This window comes from Microbacterium sp. C-MGS6, from assembly GCF_058140415.1.
This window is the reverse complement of the sequence record NZ_CM176934.1, coordinates 1168229-1188992: the sequence shown is the minus strand read 5'-3', so window position 1 is coordinate 1188992 and position 20764 is coordinate 1168229. Positions and strand designations below refer to the sequence as shown.

The 20764-nt window shown below is 70.2% G+C and carries 22 protein-coding genes; 15 read left to right on the top strand and 7 right to left on the bottom strand.

All coding sequences use genetic code 11. The annotated features are described in order from the left end of the window. The first annotated feature begins 19 nt into the window (after positions 1-19). The 7 genes from AC3B5L_RS05730 to AC3B5L_RS05700 all read left to right on the top strand — a co-directional run bounded on the left by AC3B5L_RS05730 (position 20) and on the right by AC3B5L_RS05700 (position 6984). The gene (locus AC3B5L_RS05730) at positions 20-901 is read left to right on the top strand and encodes a manganese catalase (RefSeq protein ID WP_085606628.1); all 882 of its coding nucleotides are present in this window, start codon (positions 20-22) and stop codon (positions 899-901) included. Position 902: 1 nt separating this feature from the next. After that, complete coding sequence (locus AC3B5L_RS05725; protein WP_370428689.1) at positions 903-1943, top strand: SDR family oxidoreductase; 1041 nt, start codon at positions 903-905, stop codon at positions 1941-1943. Positions 1944-2100: 157 nt separating this feature from the next. After that, on the top strand, positions 2101-4461 hold the full coding sequence (locus AC3B5L_RS05720) for a glycoside hydrolase family 65 protein (RefSeq protein WP_490096283.1): 2361 nt from the start codon (positions 2101-2103) through the stop codon (positions 4459-4461). An 84-nt stretch (positions 4462-4545) separates the two neighbouring features. Beyond that, on the top strand, positions 4546-4803 hold the full coding sequence (locus tag AC3B5L_RS05715; RefSeq protein WP_060923504.1) for a hypothetical protein: 258 nt from the start codon (positions 4546-4548) through the stop codon (positions 4801-4803). An 8-nt stretch (positions 4804-4811) separates the two neighbouring features. Then, complete coding sequence (locus tag AC3B5L_RS05710) at positions 4812-5294, top strand: BLUF domain-containing protein (protein WP_259952183.1); 483 nt, start codon at positions 4812-4814, stop codon at positions 5292-5294. Then, a complete protein-coding gene (locus AC3B5L_RS05705; RefSeq protein WP_490096282.1) occupies positions 5291-5575 on the top strand; it encodes a hypothetical protein in 285 nt (94 codons plus the stop codon). The genes AC3B5L_RS05710 and AC3B5L_RS05705 overlap by 4 nt, the downstream gene beginning before the upstream one ends. Before the next feature lie 80 nt (positions 5576-5655). Beyond that, entirely contained in the window at positions 5656-6984 is a 1329-nt protein-coding gene (locus tag AC3B5L_RS05700; protein WP_268777777.1) for a hypothetical protein, read from the top strand. 118 nt (positions 6985-7102) lie between these two features. Here the strand turns inward: AC3B5L_RS05700 and ychF are convergent, their stop codons facing one another. Then, entirely contained in the window at positions 7103-8176 is a 1074-nt protein-coding gene (gene ychF / locus AC3B5L_RS05695) for a redox-regulated ATPase YchF (RefSeq protein ID WP_259952176.1), read from the bottom strand. A 114-nt stretch (positions 8177-8290) separates the two neighbouring features. Beyond that, positions 8291-9031, bottom strand: coding sequence for a class I SAM-dependent methyltransferase (locus AC3B5L_RS05690; protein ID WP_259952173.1), 741 nt, complete (start codon positions 9029-9031; stop codon positions 8291-8293). A gap of 59 nt (positions 9032-9090) precedes the next feature. Between AC3B5L_RS05690 and AC3B5L_RS05685 the strand changes: the two genes are divergently transcribed. After that, positions 9091-9684: an exonuclease domain-containing protein gene (locus AC3B5L_RS05685; RefSeq protein WP_259952171.1), complete on the top strand. Its 594-nt coding sequence runs from the start codon at positions 9091-9093 to the stop codon at positions 9682-9684. Between the two features lie 51 nt (positions 9685-9735). Beyond that, a complete protein-coding gene (locus AC3B5L_RS05680; RefSeq protein WP_363445795.1) occupies positions 9736-11004 on the top strand; it encodes a DNA recombination protein RmuC in 1269 nt (422 codons plus the stop codon). A gap of 32 nt (positions 11005-11036) precedes the next feature. Here the strand turns inward: AC3B5L_RS05680 and AC3B5L_RS05675 are convergent, their stop codons facing one another. Both AC3B5L_RS05675 and glpX read right to left on the bottom strand, forming a co-directional pair. After that, positions 11037-11324 carry a hypothetical protein gene (locus AC3B5L_RS05675; protein WP_259952169.1) on the bottom strand — a complete coding sequence of 96 codons (288 nt, stop codon included), beginning with the start codon at positions 11322-11324 and terminating at the stop codon, positions 11037-11039. Positions 11325-11495: 171 nt separating this feature from the next. Continuing rightward, a complete protein-coding gene (gene glpX, locus AC3B5L_RS05670) occupies positions 11496-12482 on the bottom strand; it encodes a class II fructose-bisphosphatase (RefSeq protein ID WP_490096281.1) in 987 nt (328 codons plus the stop codon). Positions 12483-12669: 187 nt separating this feature from the next. On the opposite strand from glpX, the gene fbaA reads away from it, so the two are divergent. Beyond that, entirely contained in the window at positions 12670-13698 is a 1029-nt protein-coding gene (fbaA, locus tag AC3B5L_RS05665; protein WP_187663604.1) for a class II fructose-bisphosphate aldolase, read from the top strand. Positions 13699-13761: 63 nt separating this feature from the next. On the opposite strand, the gene AC3B5L_RS05660 is transcribed toward fbaA, so the two are convergent. From AC3B5L_RS05660 to AC3B5L_RS05650, 3 genes are all read right to left on the bottom strand, one after another. Beyond that, complete coding sequence (locus tag AC3B5L_RS05660) at positions 13762-14295, bottom strand: DUF6264 family protein (RefSeq protein ID WP_490096280.1); 534 nt, start codon at positions 14293-14295, stop codon at positions 13762-13764. Positions 14296-14527: 232 nt separating this feature from the next. Then, positions 14528-15319 (bottom strand): IclR family transcriptional regulator, encoded by a 792-nt coding sequence (locus AC3B5L_RS05655; RefSeq protein ID WP_187663602.1) that lies wholly within the window; start codon positions 15317-15319, stop codon positions 14528-14530. Between the two features lie 2 nt (positions 15320-15321). Continuing rightward, positions 15322-16368: a 4-hydroxy-3-methylbut-2-enyl diphosphate reductase gene (locus AC3B5L_RS05650; protein ID WP_187664117.1), complete on the bottom strand. Its 1047-nt coding sequence runs from the start codon at positions 16366-16368 to the stop codon at positions 15322-15324. A gap of 100 nt (positions 16369-16468) precedes the next feature. Here AC3B5L_RS05650 and xseA point away from each other — a divergent pair, with 100 nt between their 5' ends. The 5 genes from xseA to AC3B5L_RS05625 are packed head-to-tail and all read left to right on the top strand — an operon-like array spanning position 16469 to position 20719. Continuing rightward, on the top strand, positions 16469-17746 hold the full coding sequence (xseA, locus tag AC3B5L_RS05645; protein WP_490096279.1) for an exodeoxyribonuclease VII large subunit: 1278 nt from the start codon (positions 16469-16471) through the stop codon (positions 17744-17746). A 36-nt stretch (positions 17747-17782) separates the two neighbouring features. Next, complete coding sequence (locus tag AC3B5L_RS05640) at positions 17783-18016, top strand: exodeoxyribonuclease VII small subunit (protein ID WP_490096278.1); 234 nt, start codon at positions 17783-17785, stop codon at positions 18014-18016. Beyond that, positions 18013-18657, top strand: coding sequence for a DUF4245 family protein (locus AC3B5L_RS05635; protein ID WP_336501123.1), 645 nt, complete (start codon positions 18013-18015; stop codon positions 18655-18657). Before AC3B5L_RS05640 ends, AC3B5L_RS05635 begins: the two co-directional genes overlap by 4 nt. Further along, entirely contained in the window at positions 18654-19328 is a 675-nt protein-coding gene (locus AC3B5L_RS05630; RefSeq protein ID WP_187663598.1) for a carbonic anhydrase, read from the top strand. Before AC3B5L_RS05635 ends, AC3B5L_RS05630 begins: the two co-directional genes overlap by 4 nt. After that, entirely contained in the window at positions 19325-20719 is a 1395-nt protein-coding gene (locus tag AC3B5L_RS05625; protein WP_490096277.1) for a class II fumarate hydratase, read from the top strand. The genes AC3B5L_RS05630 and AC3B5L_RS05625 overlap by 4 nt, the downstream gene beginning before the upstream one ends. Positions 20720-20764: the final 45 nt, after the last annotated feature.

The following is a 20764-nucleotide window of genomic DNA, read 5'->3' as shown; positions in this document are numbered from 1 at the left end:
CAGAAGAGAAAGGCTCGATATGTTCTTCCATCGACAGGAGCTCCAATTCTCCGCGACGCCCGAGGCCCCGGACGCCGTCTACGCCCGCAAGCTGCAAGAGGTCCTCGGCGGGCAGTACGGCGAGATCACCGTCGCGCTGCAGTACCAGTTCCAGGCGTGGAACATGCACATCCCCGGCAAGTACCGCGACCTCGTCTTCGGCATCGGCGCCGAGGAGATGGGGCACGTCGAGATGCTCGCGGTCATGATCGCGCAGCTGCTCGAGAAGTCCCCGCTCGGCATCACGGAGGACGCCGTGCAGGATGACCCGACGGTCGCCGCCATCGTGGGCGGCACGGATGTGCAGCAGGGCATCGTCGCCGGTGCCGGCGCGCGTCCGGTCGACAGCAACGGCAACCCGTGGCAGGGCTCGTACATCACCGCCAGCGGCAACCTCCTCGCCGACTTCATGGCCAACGCGAACGCCGAGATGCAGGGCAGGGTGCAGGTCGCCCGGCTCTACCACATGACCGACGACCACGGCGTCCGGGATCTGCTGAGCTTCCTGCTGGCGCGCGACACGATGCACCAGAACCAATGGCTCGCCGCGGCCGAGGAGCTGAAGGCCGAGGGCGCCGAGAAGCTCCCCGTGCCGAGCAACTTCCCGCTCTCCAAGGAGCACCGCGACGTGTCGTACCAGTACCTCAACTTCAGCGACGGTCCTGCCGCCGCGGAAGGCACCTGGGCATCCGGCCCCACGCCGGACGGACACGGCGAGTTCAGCTACCACGAGGGTCCGACGACCACGGCCGAGATGCCTCCGCCCACTCACCCGGACGCACGCTTCTACGGCACCACCGAGCTGCCGAACGTCGTGGAGAAGGTGGCCGGCGCCGCGCAGGACGCGCTCCACAAGGAGTGACATGCCGTCATCGGTCTCGCGGAAGGGACGGTCGCCGCGCACACGCGTACGGCGGCCGCCCCTCGACGCCCAGGTGGTGGTGGTCACCGGCGGCTCCCGCGGGATCGGCCGGGAGGCGGCCTTCGGCTTCGCCCGAGCGGGGGCATCCGTCGTCCTGCTCGCCCGCGGTGAACAGGCGCTGACCGAGACGGTCGAGGAGATCGCCGCGGAGGGCGGGGACGTCCGCGGCGTCGTGTGCGACGTCTCCGACCGCCGGGCGGTGCAGGACGCAGTCGACCAGATCACGCATGCGTTCGGCCGGATCGACACCTGGGTGGGCAACGCAGGGGTGCTCCTCTACGCCCCCGTCGCCGACACCACCCCCGAGGAGCTCCGGCGGGTCCTCGACGTCAACGTCGTCGGACAGCTCAACGGCCTCCAGGCGGCGCTGCCGGCGCTCCGGCACTCGCGCGGGACCATCATCGTGGTGAGCTCGGCCGAGGCGGTGGCGGCGATGCCGCTGCACGGGGCCTACGCCGCCTCGAAGCATGCGGTGGAAGGAGCGGTCGACGCCCTCCGCCGCGAACTGCGCGCCGAGCGCGCGCCCGTCACGATCACCGTCGTCCGTCCCGCCGTCATCGACACCCCGATCTACCGCCACGCCCGCAGCCGCATGACGTATCGCCCGAGCGGACCGCATCCGCACTACCGCGCCCGGTCCGTCGCGCGGGCGATCGTCTACGCCGCCGTCCATCCGGCCCGCACGATCCACGTCGGCGGTGGCGCCCTGCTGCTCACCGGGGTCCAGCGGATCGCGCCCGGTCTTCTTGATGCGGCGCTCGGCCGGTTCGGGTTCCGGATGATGCGCACGAACGAGAGCGCCCCTGCGCAGTTCGGGAACCTCGTCGGTCCGCTCCGCGACACCGATCAGCGGGGCGGGCTGCCGCACCGCGGACGGGGCAGCATCACGACCTGGCTGCGTGTGCACCCCGGGTGGCGGACCGTGGCGGTCGCGGGCGTCCTCGGCGCGGTACTGGTGCCCTGGCGCCGCTCGCGCCGCTGAGCACCTACCCGACCGGCTCGGCGCCGCGCAACTCCCTCGTGCCGACGCGTAGGCACGGATACCGTCGAGGCACACGGTCTCCGGCAGAAGGGAACTCCATGCTCCTCGGCATCCTCACCTCCTCCTCGGACGAGCCCCCCGAGGGTCGGGCGCGCCGATGACGGCGCGCTTCACCGTCGAACCGTGGGCCGTCGGCATCGAGAGCGTCGACACCGCCCATCTCGCGCAGGAGGAGTCCGTCTTCGGTCTCTCCAACGGCCACGTCGGCTGGCGCGGGAACCTCGACGAGGGTGACCCGCGAGGCGTCGCGGGAAGCTACCTCAACGGCGTGTTCGAAGAGCACCCGATGCCGTATGCCGAGGACGGGTACGGGTACCCCGAGACCGGACAGACGGTGATCAATGTCCCGAACGGGCAGCTCATCCGCCTGCTGGTCGGCGACGAGCCGTTCGACGTCGAGCACGGGACGGTGCACACGCACACCCGCCGCCTCGACCTCCGCGACGGCACCCTGCACCGGGAGGTCGACTGGGAATCGGCGGAGGGCCGTCGCGTGCACATCACGTCGACCCGTCTGGTCTCCCTCGAGCACCGGTCGCTGGCCGCCGTGCGCTACCGCGTGACAGCGGTCGACGGCGCCCTCGCGATCACCGTGCTGTCCGAGCTGCTCGCGAACGAACCGCTTCCCACGACCCACGACGACCCGCGCGTGCAGGAGCTCCTCGCCCGTCCGCTGGAAGCCGTCGCGGGATCGGAGCGCGGCGCGCGGAGCACGCTGCTGCATCGCACCCGGCGCAGCGGCCTGCGCGTCGCGGTGAGCGCTGACCACATCGTGCGCGTCTCCGCAGAGGGCGCTCCGGAGGTGACGACCGAGGTCGACGACGACCTGGCACGCACGCGCATCCGCGTGGACCTCGCGCCCGGCGAGGAGCTCGAGGTCGTCAAGCTCATCGGACACGAGTGGTCGGCCACCCTCGCGCCGCAGACGCTGCGGGACCGCGCGGAGGAGGCCGTGGAGGAAGCCGCTCGTCTGGGCTGGGAGGCGCTGATGGCGGGTCAGCGCGCGGTCCTCGATCGGTACTGGGAGTGCGGTGATGTCCGTATCGACGGCGATGCGCGGCTGCAGCAGGCCGTGCGCTTCGCGCTGTTCCAGGTGTTCCAGGCGTCGGCGAGGGCCGAAGCCCGATCCGTGCCGGGCAAGGGCCTCACCGGCTCCGGTTACGAGGGCCACACGTTCTGGGACTTCGAGGCGTTCGTGCTCCCCGTGCTCACCTCGACCGCTCCCGATGCCGCGCTCCAGGCACTGCGCTGGCGTCACGCGACGCTGGATCACGCCAGGGAGCGGGCGCGCACGCTCGGCCTGCGCGGCGCGTCCTTCGCCTGGCGCACGATCGACGGCCGGGAGAGCTCCGGCTACTGGCCCGCGAGCACGGCGGCCTTCCACATCAACGCCGCCGTCGCAGGTGCCGTGATGCACTACGTCCGCACGACGGGTGACCAGGACTTCGAGCGGGAGGCGGGCACGGAGATCCTCGTCGAGACGGCGCGCCTCTGGCTGTCCCTCGGGCGCGGGGATGACGACGGCGGCTTCCACATCGACGGCGTCACCGGCCCGGACGAGTACACCGCCGTCGTCGACGACAACGTCTACACGAACCTCTCCGCGCGCCGGAACCTCCGCGGGGCGGCGGCTGCCGCCCGACGGCACCCGGAGGTCGCCGCAGCGCTGGGAGCGGACGAGGAGGAGGTCGCCGCCTGGGAGGCCGCGGCCGACGCCATGACCGTGCTCTACGACGAAGAGCGACAGGTGCACCCGCAGTCGGCGGGCTTCACCGCGCACGCCCGGTGGGACTTCGACGCCACGGCGCCCGACGAGTATCCGTTGCACAGCCACTTCCCGTATTTCGACATCTACCGCAAGCAGGTGCTGAAGCAGGCCGACCTCGTGCTGGCGCTCTACACCTCCCACGAGGAGTTCACCTGGGAGGAGAAGGCCAGGGCGTTCGCCTATTACGACGCCCTGACCGTGCGAGACTCCTCGCTCTCCGCGGCCGCTCAGGCCGTGATCGCCGCCGAGGTCGGGCATCTCGAACTGGCATCGGCCTATCTGGCCGAGCTCGCTGCCCTCGACCTGGACGACCTCCACGGCAACACCGACGAGGGACTGCACATCGCGGCACTCGCCGGCATCTGGACGGGCGTGACGGCCGGCTACGGGGGTATGCGGGAGGGAGACGACGGCCTGTCCTTCCGGCCGCAGCTTCCGGACGGCGTCACCCGTCTCGCGTTCGGAGTCCGGCTGCACGGCTGCATCCTGCACGTCGACATCACACCGACGGAGACGACCTACCGACTGAGCGCCGGGGAGCCGGTGACGATCCGGCACGCCGACGAGGAGCTCGTCCTGCACGCCGGGGTTCCCGCGAGCCTGCCGACGCCGGACCGCGTCGAGCCGCTCACCCCGGCACCTGTGCCGCCGCGCTGGCGGGAACCGGGACGCCCGCGCGCCGGCGACTGAGGCCGCGCCGGGTCCGTGTGCCATATCGAGGCGGGTGCGCGCAAGGCCCGCGGCGATGTCGGCCGTCCACCGTAGGGTGGAGCCGTGCCTGATTCCCCCCACCCCGCATCGGATGTCCTCTGGGCGTGCGTCGAGGACGGCTTCCACGTCGGAAGCCGCGGCGGAGACTTCCTCGGCTACGTCGACCGTCAGCCCGACGGCCGCTTCGCCGCATTCTCCGCGTCCGCGCAGCCCCTCGGCTTGCACGCCACGCTGAGCGACGCGACCACGGAGGTCGTCGCCCACGCCGGCCCCTCGGAGGGCGATGCTGCCCTCGGAACCCCGGAGCTGGTGCAGGGGTGACGGCGGCCATGACCGACGGGTTGCTCCGCCTCGTCTACACCAGCACGGCGGCGCAGCCGTTCCGTGAGACCGCCCTGGAGCAGCTTCTGGAGCAGTGCCGTCGGTCGAACGCGGCCCGCGACATCACCGGTCTCCTCCTGTTCCGCCAGGGGCGCTTCCTCCAGGTCCTCGAAGGACCGGTCGAGGCCGTACGCCGACTCGTTGACACGATCGCGGACGATCCGCGTCACCGCGCGATGCGCATCCTCCTGGAGACGCCGATCACCACCCGGCTCTTCTCCGACTGGTCGATGGGCTACCGGTCGTTCCGCGGTGGGAGCGCGGCCGCCCCCACAGGCTTCCGCGACTCCTTCGACGACCTCGTCGACGGCGCGGACTCCTCCACCATGGAGCGCGCTTTGTTCGAACTCACCCTGTGGTTCCGCACCCGCTCCGGCGCTGCGGTCCCGATCCCTGCCGGCAGCGGCGAGGGCACCTCCCTCCGGGTATGAGCAGGCCCGCGGGCGGACCGGAGCCGTCGCTCATCCAGCAGCGCATGGCACTGGAACGGCGGCGGAACTGGGGCATCTACGCGATCGTGTTCTCGTCGGTGATGACGGTCGGCTGGACGGTCGCGTTCCTCCTCGATGCGCCCGCCGGGTTGTGGCGCGTTCTCAGCATCATCGTGTTCGCTGCCGGGATCGTCGTCGGGATCGTCGAGACCCGCCGCGCGAGGCGCCCGCTCCGTGAGTTCGAGGATCGCCACGGGCCGGACGCGGGGGTGCGGCACTAGCGGGTCGGTCGCGCCTCGGGGTCGCCGACCCCATAGGGTAAGCCCTACTTGCTCGGCACGTCGATGTGGATTGGAGCCCTATGAGGAGCGATGTTCGTTTCGTCGGAGAGCGCGCACGCCGCGACGCCGAGGAGCTTTCGCGTGTGCTCGAGAAGAGGCGAGAGGATGAGACGGTCGACCTCGAGCTTCTCCGAGGGAGATCAGCAGAGCTCGCCGCCTCGATCGACTCGGATTGGGCCTCTGTCGTACTGCTCGCCGTATGGAACTCGCTCAGGGAGCCGACCGAGCCTGCCCGCCCACACGTGAAGCGGGCGTTGGAGCTCTTGCAGAGGATGCCAGATTCGGGAAGCTCCAGGGCTCTCGTCGATCTCGCGAACCTGGTCTCTGCATGCTGGCTCAGCCACGAAGCCGACATGACGGAACTCGCTCCGATCTGGCAGTCCTCCGACCCCGACCAGGCCGTCACGATACTGATCAGCGGAGCGAGCCTTCCCACGACGATTGATGCACGCTCACTGATGTCCGATGTGGCTGGCAGCATCCGCGCGATCGCTGAGATCCTCTCGCTGCAGTCCGACCCTGGAGAGATGTTCTCCGCCGGAGACTTCCCTCATCTGTCCCGGCTACCTGCGTCGGGCGAGGCGCGTCCGATCTGGTTGGCTCTGTATCTGCGGATGTCGCTGATCATCCGCCTGGCACCGTTCGAACCGGGCATAGCATCCCTCTCAGAGCAGTTCTCCACGCAGCTGTATTCCGAAACCGGAGAGTCGATCGTGCTCGGTTACGCGGAGATCACCTCACTCCTCATCAGCCTTGAGGACGAAGTCGCTTCGTACCCGGTGATCAGCTCCGCCGGCGCCTGCTGGACGAGCTGTTATCTGCTCGCGGACTCCCTCGCGCCGTGGCTCTTGGCTGCGATTCAGCAGACCACACTCCGCGAGCACGTCATCTCCCAGCCTTTCGAAGACAAGGTCGTGAGCCTGCTCCGTTCGCATGGGTTCCGAGCCGGTTCGGTGGATGCCAACGGAACGTGGACGACGCAATCCGGCAAGGAGCGCCTCCACTGCGACGAGAAGAACCCCGGCCAGATCGACGTGCTCGCGACGCGTGACGACGGTGTCTTCGTGTTGGAATGCAAATCCATCTTCTCGATGGGTCGGATTCGGAACATCGCAGAGAAGCTCGGACTCGACAGCCACAGCTGGCGCACCACCCTGGGGAAGAAACGGGAGTGGGTCGAGAAGGCTCTTCGTCGTGACGCCGACCTGTCGTTGGTCGTCGTCGAAGGGATTCAGGCATACACATCAGAGCAGGAGTGGAAGGGGGAATCTCCCCTGATCACGTTCGAGACTCTGTCCCAGCTGCTGGACGCTGCGGCGCAGCAATCGGATGATCCTCCCGTCGCGTGACGCGCGACGATCACGAGGTCATGAAGATCAACGCCGAGGGAGTACGTGATCCGGCCCCGGAGAGGACGGGAATCTCGTGTGGACGCTCCGTCAGCAGTCAGGGCGCGAGGACCCCGGTCTAATTGTTGAAGCGGAACTCCACGACGTCGCCGTCCTGCATGACGTAGTCCTTGCCCTCCAGGCGCGCCTTGCCCTTGGCGCGGGCCTCCTGCACGGACCCGGTCTCCACGAGGTCGTCGAACGACACGATCTCGGCCTTGATGAAGCCCTTCTCGAAGTCGGTGTGGATGACGCCGGCGGCCTGCGGGGCCTTCGACCCCTTGGGGATGGTCCAGGCGCGGGCTTCCTTCGGACCTGCGGTGAGGTAGGTCTGCAGGCCGAGCGTGTCGAAGCCGATGCGGGCGAGCTGGTCGAGGCCCGACTCGTCCTGCCCCGTCGAGGCGAGGAGCTCGGCGGCGTCCTCGGGGTCGAGGTCCTTGAGCTCGGACTCGATCTTCGCGTCGAGGAAGATGGCCTGCGCCGGCGCGACGAGGGCGGCGAGCTCGGCCTTGCGGGCGTCGTCGGTCAGCACGGACTCGTCGACGTTGAAGACGAAGATGACGGGCTTGACCGTGAGGAGCCCGAGTTCACGGATCGGCTCGAGGTCGAGGCCGCTGGTGGAGAGCAGAATTCCGCGCTCCAGCGCATCCTTGGCGGCCTTCGCGGCTTCGAGGACCGACGGGTCGATCTTCTTGCCCCGCACCTCCTTCTCGTACCGCGTGATGGCCTTCTCGACGGTCTGCAGGTCGGCGAGCATGAGCTCCGCGTTGATGGTCTCCATGTCCGACGCCGGGTTCACGGCACCGTCCACGTGCACGACGTCGTCGTCGGAGAACCCACGCACCACCTGGGCGATCGCGTCGGCCTCGCGGATGTTCGCGAGGAACTGGTTGCCCAGGCCCTCCCCCTCGCTCGCCCCTCGGACGATGCCCGCGATGTCGACGAACGACACGGCGGCGGGCAGGATGCGCTCGCTCCCGAAGATCTCCGCGAGCTTCTCGAGCCGCGGGTCGGGCAGGTTCACCACGCCGACGTTCGGCTCGATCGTCGCGAACGGGTAGTTCGCCGCGAGCACGTCGTTCTTGGTGAGAGCGTTGAAGAGGGTGGACTTGCCGACGTTGGGCAGGCCGACGATTCCGATAGTGAGAGCCACGGGGAACGAGTCTACCTGCGCCGCTCTCCCCTCCTCACCCTCGCGGAGGGCAGGCACTCACGCGAGATCAGGCGGCAGGGCGCAGAAACAGCCTGATACGGCGCGGGCGCCTGTTCAGCCGCGGGTCGCGCGGAACGCCCTCGTCACGTACGGCACCTCGACCGTGTCGTGCCCGTGCAGGCCGAGCTCGTCGAACAGCGCGTCCATCTCGCGACGGATCCGGTCCTTCTCGGCCTCGTCGGCGGTGATCACGGCGCTGCGCGACGCGGCCATGCGGTGCAGGAGCTCCCGCGTCATGGGGCGCGACCACTCCCAGCGTTCCTGGGCCAAGGAGCCGAACGGCTCCGCCACCACGGGGTCGCCGGCCGCGAGCATGATCTCGGCGTTGCTGCCGTGCATGATGTCGGTGAGCCGCTTCACCCAGTCCACGCGCTCGTCACGGAGGTTCCAGACGAGTCCCAGTACACCGCCCGGCCGCACCGCACGACCGATCTCCGCGGATGCGGCGACGGGCTCGACCCAGTGCCATGCCTGACCGAGCACCACGGCGTCCACGCTCGCGTCCGGCAGTGGGAGCTCCTCGGCGGTCCCGACGAAAGTGGGGACCCCTGGTACGGCCTCGCGAAGCGCGGCGAGCATCGCGGGGTCCGGGTCGACCGCCACGACCTCGGCGTCCGCAGCCGCGACGAGCGCCCGCGTGAGCTTGCCGGTCCCGGCGCCGACGTCGGCGACCCGACGCGCACCGTCCGCCATCGGTTCCAACATCCAGGCGACCGCTTCGAACGGGTACTCGGGCCGTCCGGCCTCGTAGCTTCCGGCCGCCGCACCGAAGGACCTCGCCAGTTCGTCCGCCATGTGGCCAGCATACGGCGAGCCTGCACAGCGACGTCGGAGGCCCGGGAGAGAGTGAGGACGTGCCACTGGACTTCACTGCGATCGACTTCGAGACCGCGAACTCCAGCCCGGCCTCCGCGTGTTCCGTGGGACTCGTGCGGGTGCGGGACGGGAAGGTCGTCGCCACCGCGAACTGGCTGATCCAGCCTCCGCCCGGCCATGACGAGTTCCAGGAGTGGAACGTCCGCATCCACGGCATCCGCCCCGAGCACGTGCTCTCGGCGGCCACGTGGGTCGACCAGTTCGAACGGCTCTGCGCCTTCGCCGGAGCCGACGTGCTCGTGGCTCACAACGCCGGCTTCGACCTCAACGTGCTGCGTCGGGCGACGGAGGTGACGGGCCAGATCTGCCCGCCGTACCGTTCACTGTGCAGCCTCCAGGTGGCGCGGAAGACCTACCAGCTCGACTCGTACCGCCTTCCGCTCGCCGCCGCGGCGGCAGGGTATGCGGAGTTCTCGCATCACGACGCGCTCGCGGATGCGCTCGCCTGCGCACAGATCATCGTCGACGCGGCCGCCCGCGCCGGCGCCTTCGACGTGTTCGGGCTCGCCGACGCCCTCGGGCTCCGCGTCACCGAGCCCGCCGTGCCGGCGCTGGAGCGCGCCGTCGCCTGACGCGCCTCGCCGCCTCCCGGCGATGTCGGAGGCCCTCGGCATCATGGAGCCATGGATGCCCTGTCGATCGTTCTCCTGCTCGTGGCCCTCGCCGCGGGCGTTGCTCTCGGCTGGTTCCTCCGAGCCGGACGGAGCGCCGCCGACATCGCGCGCACGCAGGCTGAGCTCGCGGCGGCGCGAGACGACCGCGACCGCCAGTACGACCTCTACCGGGACGCGGTCGAACACGCCCGCTCCGAGCAGCGGGCGGAAGCGCAGCGTGTCCAGCAGCAGAACGCCGTGCTGCAGGCCCTGGCACCGGTGCGCGAGAGCCTCCAGCAGATGCAGTCCAAGGTCGCTGCGATCGAGAGCGAGCGGCAGGCGCAGTTCGGCACGCTCGCCGAGCAGCTCCGACGTGCCCAGGAGTCCGATGAAGCGCTCCGTGCTACCACCGAGTCGCTCGCCGGCGCGCTGCGATCCACCTCCACGCGCGGCGTCTGGGGCGAGACCCAGCTGCGACGCGTCGTCGAGGCCGCGGGGCTGACCAGGCACGTCGACTTCGACCTGCAGGCGACGATCACCTCCGACCGCGGGCAGGGGCGCCCGGACATGGTGGTCCGCCTGCCGGGCGGCACGTCGATCGCCGTGGACGCGAAGGTGCCGCTCGACGCTTATCTCGAGGCGTCGGCGCTCCCCGTCGGCGACGCCCACGAACCGCAGCGTCGTGCCCACATGCAGAAACACGTCCGCGCGGTGCGCGCGCACGTCGACGCCCTCGCCAAGAAGGCCTACTGGTCCGGCCTCGACGCGAGCCCGGAGTTCGTCATCTGCTTCCTGCCGAGCGAGTCGCTGCTGGCCGCCGCCATCGACGAGGACCCCACGCTGCTCGACTACGCCTTCAGCCGCCGCGTGGCGCTCGCCTCTCCCGTGAACCTCTGGGCGGTCCTCAAGACGGTCGCCTACACGTGGACCCAACAGGAGGTGTCCACCGAGGCCCGGTCACTGCTGGCACTCGGCACACAGCTGTACGAGCGCCTCGGCACGCTCGCGGGTCATGCCGACGACCTCCGTCGGGCGATCGAGCGCACGGTCGACAGCTACAACCGCTTCGCCGGATCCCTGGAGTCCCGGGTTCTCGTCACCGCCCGCCAGTTCCCCGGCGTCGATGCGGACGCCTTGGCACCGGTGCCGGCGATCACCGCGGACGGACGGCGCTTCACCGCGCCGGAGCTCCTGGTCCCGACCGAGGCCGAAGACGCCGCCGACGCGATGCAGGCTGATGTCGGCGAGGTTCGCGCGCGTCTGGATCACGCCGCCGCGCTTCCCGACCGGGAGGACTGACAGCGGCGACGGATCGACCGGCCGCGAGGGCGTCAGGCGACGCCGGGAACGCCGCTGAGCAGCAGGATGACGAGGCCGCTCGTAGCGAGGAAGGCGCCGATCATCCACCAGGCACTGACCTCGTGCCCCTCGGCGCGGCGGACGCGGAACAGCACGTCGGCGCGCCGAGCCGGGTCGACGGTCGGCTGCGCGACGGGTGCCGGCGGGGCCACGGCCGCCGCTTCGGCATCGGCGCTCACCCGGAGGATGCGTCCGGTGTTCGTCGTGATGATCTTGGTCGGCGCGGCGCTCTTCGAGCCGCTCGTGTGCTGCGTTGTCATGCGTTCGCCCTCCTGTGCCTGCGGTGCCTGGCGGCTCCGTCGACGGCGACAAACCCAGTGACAATTGTGACACGACGGCTCGCCGAACCGGGGCCGACCCGTGGAGGAGGCGATACCGGGTCGGTAACGATGGCGGGAATCCGGCCCACGATCATCACCGCGGGAGAGGCCTCACAGCCACTTCGAGACGAGGTGCTCCGACGCGATGCGGCGCAGAGTTCCGGAGGCTCCTCGCAGGACCACGCTCTCGGTGTAGACGTAGCCGCGCTCGCGCCGCACACCGGCCACGAGCTGGCCGTCCGTGACACCCGTCGCGACGAAGATCGTGTTGTTCCCCTGCACCAGGTCGTCGGCTTCGTAGACCTTGTCCATGTCGAGCCCCGCGTCGATGCCGCGCTGGCGCTCGTCGTCGTCCCGCGGCCAGAGCCGACCCTGGATATGACCGCCGAGGGCCTTGATCGCACACGCGGTGACGATGCCCTCGGGGCTGCCGCCGACCCCCACGCACATGTCCGTGCGGGCGTCGTGCCGGGCGGCGTTGATGCCGCCGGCGACATCGCCGTCGCTCATGAGGCGGGTTCCGGCTCCGGCGTCGCGGATCTCCTGGATGAGCTGCTCGTGCCGGGGGCGGTTGAGCACCGACACCACGATCTCGTCCACCGGCTTGTCCAGCGCACCGGCGAGCTTGCGGATGTTCGCGCCGATGGGCAGACGGATGTCCACCACGCCCACACCGGCGGGCCCCGTGACGAGCTTGTCCATGTAGAAGACGCTGGAGGCGTCGAGCATCGTGTCGCGGTCGGACACGGCGATCACCGAGAGGGCGTTCTGCCGCCCGGCGGCGGTCAGCGACGTGCCGTCGATGGGGTCCACCGCGATGTCGCAGAGGGGCCCGCGACCGGTCCCGACGACCTCGCCGTTGAAGAGCATCGGGGCGTTGTCCTTCTCGCCCTCGCCGATCACCACGCGGCCCTGGAAGTCGACCGTCCCGAGGAAGGCCCGCATGGCGTCGACGGCCGCACCGTCAGCGGCCTCCTTCGCCCCGCGGCCGATGAACGGCACGGCTCGGATCGCCGCCGCCTCGGTCGCGCGCACCAACTCCATCGCGAGGTTCCGGTCGGGACGCAGCGGACTCAGGTCGGCAGTCAGACTCACCATGATTCCCAGCCTAGCCACGAGGAGGGCATCGATCGGCTCGTTTTCCGCTCGCGGGCTATGAAGAAATCGCACTTCTTAACGCCGACGAAGGAGACCCACCGCGACGGCGTGCCTCGCCCTGCCGACGCCGCACACCCGCCCCGATAGAGTGGCAGCTGTCCCGGCTTCACCTACCGCAGGAGTTCTCATGCCCGTCGCCACCCCGGATCAGTACGCCGACATGCTCGACCGCGCGAAGGCAGGCGGCTTCGCGTACCCCGCGTTCAACGTCTCGAGCTCGCAGACGATCAACGCCGTCCTCCAGGGCCTGACCGAGGCCGGCTCCGACGGCATCATCCAGGTCACCACCGGTGGCGCCGACTACTTCGCCGGCCACACGGTCAAGGCGCGCGCGACCGGCGCCCTCGCCTTCGCCCGCTACGCCACCGAGGTCGCCAAGAACTACCCGGTCACCGTCGCCCTGCACACCGACCACTGCCCGAAGGACGCCCTCGCGGGCTTCGTCGAGCCGCTCATCGCCGCCTCGGAGGAAGAGGTCAAGGCCGGCCGCAACCCGATCTTCCAGTCCCACATGTGGGACGGCTCGGCGGTCCCGCTCGCCGAGAACATCGAGATCGCCAAGGAGCTGCTCCCCCGCATGAAGGCCATCAACGCCATCCTCGAGGTCGAGATCGGCGTCGTCGGCGGCGAGGAGGACGGCGTGCAGCACGAGGGCTCGAACGAGGCCCTCTACACGACCTTCGCCGACGTGGACCAGGCCGTGCAGGCACTGGGCCTCGGCGAGCAGGGCCGGTACATCGCCGCCCTCACCTTCGGAAACGTGCACGGCGTGTACAAGCCGGGCGGCGTGAAGCTGCGTCCCGAGCTTCTCGGCGAGATCCAGGCCGAGGTCGCCGCGAAGTACAACACCGGCGCCAAGCCCCTCGACCTCGTCTTCCACGGCGGCTCCGGTTCGACCGACGAGGAGATCGCGCTCGCGGTCGCCAACGGTGTCATCAAGATGAACATCGACACCGACACGCAGTACGCCTACACCCGTGCCATCGCCGACTACATGTTCAAGAACTACGACGGCGTGCTGAAGGTCGACGGCGAGGTCGGCAACAAGAAGCAGTACGACCCGCGCGCCTGGGGCAAGATCGCCGAGACGGCGATGGCCGCCCGCGTGGTCGAGTCGACCCGTCAGCTCGGCTCGTACGGCCAGTCGAAGAGCTGACCGTCCGCACGAACCCGGAGGGGCCCGGCATCATGCCGGGCCCTTTCGTGTCTGCGCGCGGGGTCAGCGGGTCCCGGTCGCCTGGTCGAGGTAGGCGGTGAAGGCCGGATCGCCCATCATCGGTACGACGAGACAGAAGGCGGCGATGCCCACCGTGACCACCGCCCCGACGACCGGGAGCCACCATGTGACGCGGCCACGGCGCAGGCGACGGATGGACAGCGCCGCGGTGACGCACCACCCGACAGCGAGCACCACGGCGGCGATGGTCCCCCACATGCGGCCCGCGGCGTAATTCGTGAACTCGCCCTCGATGCCCAGCATGCCCATGGTCTGGTTCATGACGGGAACGATGTCGAGGTAGGACAGACCGGTCACCACGACGTTGACGAGGCCGTAGGCGAGGAGTGCGATCGTCGCGAACCTGTCCACAGGGTGGGGGCGCGCCGGAGCGGACGTCTGCGGTGCGGCCGACGGTGCCGGCGCCGGGGACGGCGCCGTCGGTGCGACCACCTCCGCCAGGGGTGGAAGACCCGCGGCCCTCCGCTGCTCCTCTGGCGTGGCGAGTTCCCCGTAACGGGGGCGCTGGTCGGTCATCCCGCCATGGTATCGGCAGGGGCTCAGCGGAACGTTCAGGAAACCGGGCCCCAACCGATAGCGGCCCCGGAGAAGTGGGGACTTCTCGGGGCCGCGGACGTGGAGCGCTGGGGACGCTCCTCATCCCGTTGGTCGCCGGCGCTGGGGACGCCGTAGGCGATCAGTAGGGCGTTGTCAGCCACTACGTCTTCGATCATAGGGAACCCGCGATGCCCGCACCAGGCCCCGGAATTCAGATGGTGAACTCCGCGTCCGGCCCGTCGGTGTCGAGGGCATCCGCCCCCAGCTGCAGCGAGAGCCGCCGCGCCGTGCGTTGCAGGTTCGACACCAGTCGGCGGTTGACGACGGCGCGGTCGGCGGGCAGGGAGACCGCCAGCGACGCCGTGACACCGGGCGCGATGACGGGCACCGCGACGCACGTCGCGCCGATCGCGTACTCCTCCCGGTCGACCGCCCACCCCGGCGTCTGCTCGAGCTGGGTGAGGAGGGTCCGCCGGTCGCTGATCGTCCGCGGCGTGAGCTCTTCGAGCCGGTGCCGGGAGAGGTAGTCCAGGCGATCCTCCTCGGAGAGCGCCGCGAGGATCTGTTTGCCGAGCGCAGTGGCGTGGGCACTGGCGTGCAGTCCCACCCAGAGCTCGATGCGCGGATTCCGCACGGAGTCCACGATGTCGACGAGGTGCATCTCCCCGTCCGCGTATCGGGAGAGGTAGGCCGTGGCGCCGACGTCCTCCGTCACTGCGCGCAGCGCGGCGCGCACCCGCGCCAGGAACACCCCGCGCGAGTCGATCTGCTGCTGGAACGACGGAAATCGGCCTCCCAGCACGAGTCCGTCCGGCTCTGCGCTCAGATACCCCTCATGCACCAGCGTGCGCACGAGGTTGTAGGTCGTTCCCGGCGTGAGTCCCGTGATCGACGAGAGCATCTTGGCCGGAAGAGGCCGTGGGGAGTTCGCGACGATGTCGACGAGGCGGAGCGCGCGTTGCACGGACCCGATGAGGGTCGGCTCCGCCTCCGCGGCGTTCACCGCTACGCACCCCCTCCAGCGGAGGCGCGGCCGCCGAGGGCGCGCGCGTCGCGCTGACCCGCGGCATCCTGACGGAGCTCCTTCGGCAGCGAGAACATGAGGTCCTCCTCCGCCGTCTTGACCTCTTCCACGTCGCGGTACCCGGCATCGCCGATCGCGTCGAGCACCTCGCGCACGAGAACCTCGGGCACCGACGCACCGCTGGTGACGCCCACGGTCTCCACCCCGTCGAGCCACTCCTGGCGGATCTCCTCGGCGTAGTCCACGCGGTAGGCGGCCTTGGCGCCGTACTCGAGGGCGACCTCGACGAGCCGGACGCTGTTGGACGAGTTGGCCGATCCGACCACGATCACGAGATCGGCGCCCTGGGCGACCTTCTTGATGGCGACCTGCCGGTTCTGCGTGGCGTAGCAGATGTCGTCGGACGGCGGGTTGTGCAGCTCGGGGAAGCGGGTGCGGAGCCTGTTCACCGTCTCCATCGTCTCGTCGACCGAGAGCGTCGTCTGCGACAGCCACACGACCTTCGACGGGTCCTTCACCTGCACGGTGTCGGCCTCTTCCGGCGAGTTCACGACGGTGACGTGGTCCGGGGCCTCCCCCGCGGTTCCCTCGACCTCCTCGTGGCCGTCGTGGCCGATGAGCAGGATCTCGAAGTCGTCCCGGGCGAAGCGCACGGCCTCGCGGTGGACCTTGGTGACGAGCGGGCAGGTCGCGTCGATCGCGTGCAGGCCGCGATCCGATGCGGCATTGACGACGGCCGGGGAGACGCCGTGCGCGCTGAAGACGACGTGCGCCCCCTCGGGCACCTCGTCGACCTCTTCGACGAAGATCGCGCCCTTGGCCTCGAGCTCCGTCACGACGTGGATGTTGTGCACGATCTGCTTGCGGACGTACACGGGGGCGCCGTAGCGCTCGAGCGCCTTCTCCACAGCGACCACCGCGCGGTCCACCCCTGCACAGTATCCGCGGGGGGCGGCGAGCAGGACGCGCTTGTGTCCGGGCACCGGGTTATCCTGAAGCCGCCCGGCCGCGGCGCGCACTCGTGGGATGCGAGGAGCGGGAAGATGAACGGCAGTCGAAGTCACCCCTCGATTCTACCGTCGCCCGGCTGGACGGGGCCGGTGAGCGCGCGGGCAGGAACGGGAGCAGATGACAGTCTTCGAAGCGGCGACAGGACCGGGCGAGACGCCGCCGGCGGATGCCGTGGCCCCGCGCGACTCCACCGCCCAGGCGCCGACGTCCGTGGCCCGACTGAACGCCACCATCCGCGACTTCGTGGCCCGCTGGAACACGGTCTGGGTCGAGGGCGAGATCACCTCGTGGAACGTCCGCGCCGGGAACGTCTTCGCCCGCCTCAAGGACACCCGCTCCGACGCGCAGATCTCCATCCGCGTCTGGTCGAGCGTGCGCGGCCGCATCCCCGCCGACCTGGGTGTGGGCGATCACGTCGTCGCCGCCGTCAAGGCCGACTACTTCGTCCGCTCCGGCGACTTCAGCTTCGCGGTCTCCGCCATGAAGCACGTCGGGCTCGGCGACCAGCTCGAACGCCTGGAGCGGCTGCGCGTGCAGCTCCGCCAGGAGGGCCTCTTCGACCCCGCCCGCAAGAAGCGCCTACCGTTCCTCCCCCACGTCATCGGCCTCATCACCGGCGAGCGCTCCGACGCCGAGAAGGACGTGCACCGCAACGCCGAGCTGCGCTGGCCGCAGGTACGGTTCAAGACCGCGTACGCCGCCGTGCAGGGCGACCGCTGCGTGCCGGACACCCTGGCCGCGTTGGCCCGTCTCGACGCCGACCCCGAGGTCGACGTCATCATCATCGCGCGCGGCGGCGGCGACCCGCAGACCCTCCTCGGCTTCAGCGACGAGCGCCTGGTCCGCGCCGTCGCGGCGGCCTCCACGCCGGTGGTCAGCGCCATCGGCCATGAGAACGACCATCCCCTCCTCGACGACGTCGCCGATCTGCGCGCGTCGACGCCGACCGACGCCGCCAAGCGCGTCGTTCCGGACGTCGGGGAGCAGCGCGCGCTCATCGCGCAGCTCCGGTCCCGCGCCACGACGCGCCTCACCCAGCGCCTCTCGCACGACATCGCACAGCTGGAGCAGCTGCGGTCCCGTCCCGTGCTGCGCTCCCCCGCTCCGATCATCGACACGCGCGCGCAGGAGACCTTCCTGCTCCTCGCCCGTGGCCGCGACGCGGTCACCCGGCAGCTCGACGACGCCGGCCGCCGGACGGGCGAGTTGCGCGCCTCGCTGCGCGCCCTGTCCCCCGCCGCCACCCTGGCCCGCGGCTACGCGATCGCACACCTCGAGGGCGGTGTCATCCTCCGCGATGCAGCCGATGCGCCCGCGGGCAGTGCGCTGACGCTCACGGTGGACCGAGGGTCGTTGGCGGTGCGCTCGGAGGGCGAGATCGCGGAGGAAGCCTGAGCGGGAGGCGTCCGAGGCACGACGTAGGATGGAGGAGTGAGCGCCGTGAACGACACCCCCGTGGACACGCTGTCGTTCGAGGCGGCCCGTGACGAGCTCGTGCGGGTCGTCGCCGAGCTCGAACAGGGGGCACCGACCCTCGAGCACTCGCTCGTACTCTGGGAGCGCGGCGAGGCCCTGGCCGCCCGTTGCGAGGAGTGGCTGCTCGGCGCGAAGCGCCGGCTCGAGGCCGCTCGCACCGCCGCCGCCGACGAGAGCGACGCGTCATGAGCAAGGGCCCCGCGATCAACGCCGACCTCGGTCGGCCGGAGACACCTGACGAGACCGCCGCGCGCAAGGCCGCGTCGAGCAAGGCCTATCGGTCGAGCCAGACGGTCCGCAATCTCGTCGCCGCCCTCGTGGTGACCCTCGCGGTCGTCGTCGTGATCATCGCGCTCGTTCCCCGCGGCGAGCCGGTCGCGGCGAAGCCGATCGACGTGGCCGCCATCGCCGCCGACGTCGAGTCGTCCATGGGCAGCCCGGCGATCGTTCCCGAGACGGACGAGTTCTGGCGGGTGAACGCGGCGGAACTCCAGAGCGGAGCCCCCGTGGTCTGGGAGGTCACCCTCGCGCCCGCGGCGCAGGATGAGCGCGGATTCATCAAGCTCGCCCAGGCGTTCGACGCCGATGCCTCCTGGGCCCCGCAGCGGCTGAACGGCGTCGCCCCGACCGACACCGTGCGCATCGGCGGCCGGGAGTGGGACGTCTACCAGCCCGGCTCCGCCGGCGCCGAGGCGAACGTCACCTATGCCCTCGGCACCCAGGCCGGCGACGACTATGTGCTCCTCTACGGCTCCCGCTCCGCGGACTCCACCGCCGAGCTCGCGGAGTCGCTCATCCCCCAGATCCGCACCGTCTCGGAGGCCCGATGACCCACCCGCTGACCCCCGCCGCCGCCTGGAAGCAGATGCAGGACGGCAACCGTCGCTTCGTCCGCGACGAGCCCCAGCACCCGAACCAGAACGTCGACCGTCGCAAGGACCTCACCGCGGCCCAGCACCCCGTCGCGACGCTGTTCGGCTGCTCGGACTCCCGTCTCGCCGCCGAGATCATCTTCGACCTCGGCCTCGGCGACCTGTTCGTCGTGCGCAACGCCGGACAGGTGATCGGCGAGTCGATCGTGGCGAGCCTGGAGTACGCGGTCGCCGTTCTCGAGGTGCCGCTCATCGTGGTCCTCGCGCACGACTCCTGCGGTGCGGTGCGTGCCGCCATCGACGGCACGGCCATCGACGCCGACCCGCTCCCCCCGCACATCTGGAAGCTCATCGCGCCGATCGTCCCTGCCGCCCGCAAGGTCCTCGCGGAGAGCGGCGGCGGCACGGTGGCCGACATCGATGCGGAGCTCGTCGGCCGCGAGCACCTGCGCAACACCGTCAACGACCTGCTGCAGTCGTCCGAGATCATCAGCAACGCCGTCGCCGAAGGCCGTCTCGGCATCGTCGGCGCCAACTATCGTCTGGCCGAGGGCGAGGCAGCGCCCGTCGTCACGGTCGGCATCGAAGCCGAGGGGATCGACCCCGCAACCAAGGAGGGTTCGGAATGACCGACACCGAGTACCGCATCGAACACGACACCATGGGTGAGGTGCGAGTGCCCGTGAACGCGCTCTACGGGGCGCAGACGCAGCGCGCCGTGGAGAATTTCCCGATCTCCGGCAAGGGCCTGGAGTCGACGCAGATCGCCGCACTCGCGCGTATCAAGAAGGCCGCCGCCCTGGCCAACAAGCAGCTCGGCACCCTCGACGGCGCCATCGCCGATGCCATCGCGCAGGCCGCCGACCAGGTCGCATCCGGCGCACACGACGGCGAGTTCCCGGTCGACACCTACCAGACCGGCTCCGGCACCTCGTCGAACATGAACATGAACGAGGTCCTGGCGACGCTCGCGAGCCGCATCCTCGGATCGACCGTGCACCCCAACGACCACGTGAACGCCTCGCAGTCGTCGAACGACGTGTTCCCGACCTCGGTGCACATCGCGGTCACCCAGGCGCTCATCGACACCCTGATCCCTTCGCTCGACCACCTCGCGGTCGCGCTCGAGGCCAAGGCGGAGCTCTGGAAGGACGCGGTCAAGTCCGGCCGCACGCACCTCATGGACGCGACGCCCGTCACGCTCGGCCAGGAGTTCGGCGGCTACGCCCGCCAGATCCGTCTGGGCATCGAGCGCGTGCAGTCGGCGCTCCCCCGCGTGGCCGAGGTGCCCCTGGGCGGCACCGCCGTCGGCACCGGGATCAACACTCCCCTCGGATTCCCGCAGAAGGTCATCGAGCTGCTCGCGGCCGAGACCGAGCTGCCGATCACCGAGGCGAAGGACCACTTCGAGGCGCAGGCGAACCGCGACGGTCTCGTCGAGGCCTCCGGCGCGCTCCGCACGATCGCCGTGTCGCTCACGAAGATCAACAACGACCTGCGCTGGATGGGCTCCGGCCCCAACACCGGTCTCGGCGAGCTGCACATCCCCGACCTGCAGCCGGGGTCGTCGATCATGCCGGGCAAGGTCAACCCCGTCGTGCCCGAGGCCGTGCTCATGGTGTGCGCGCGGGTCATCGGCAACGACGCCACGGTCGCCTGGGCCGGCGCCTCCGGCTCGTTCGAGCTGAACGTCGCCATCCCGGTCATGGGCACCGCGGTGCTCGAGTCGATCCGTCTGCTGTCGAACGCCTCGCGGGTGCTCGCAGACAAGACGATCGACGGCCTGCAGGCGAACGTCGAGCGGGCGGCGGCCTTCGCGGGTATGAGCCCGTCGATCGTGACGCCCCTGAACAAGCTCATCGGCTACGAAGCCGCGGCGAAGATCGCCAAGCACTCGGTCGCCAAGGGCATCACGGTGCGCGACGCCGTGATCGACCTCGGCTACGTCGAGCGCGGCGAGCTCACCCTCGAGCAGCTGGACGAGAAGCTCGACCTGCTGTCGATGACCCACCCGGGCTGATCCACGCTCGAAGACGGATGCCGCGAGGACCTCGGTCCCCGCGGC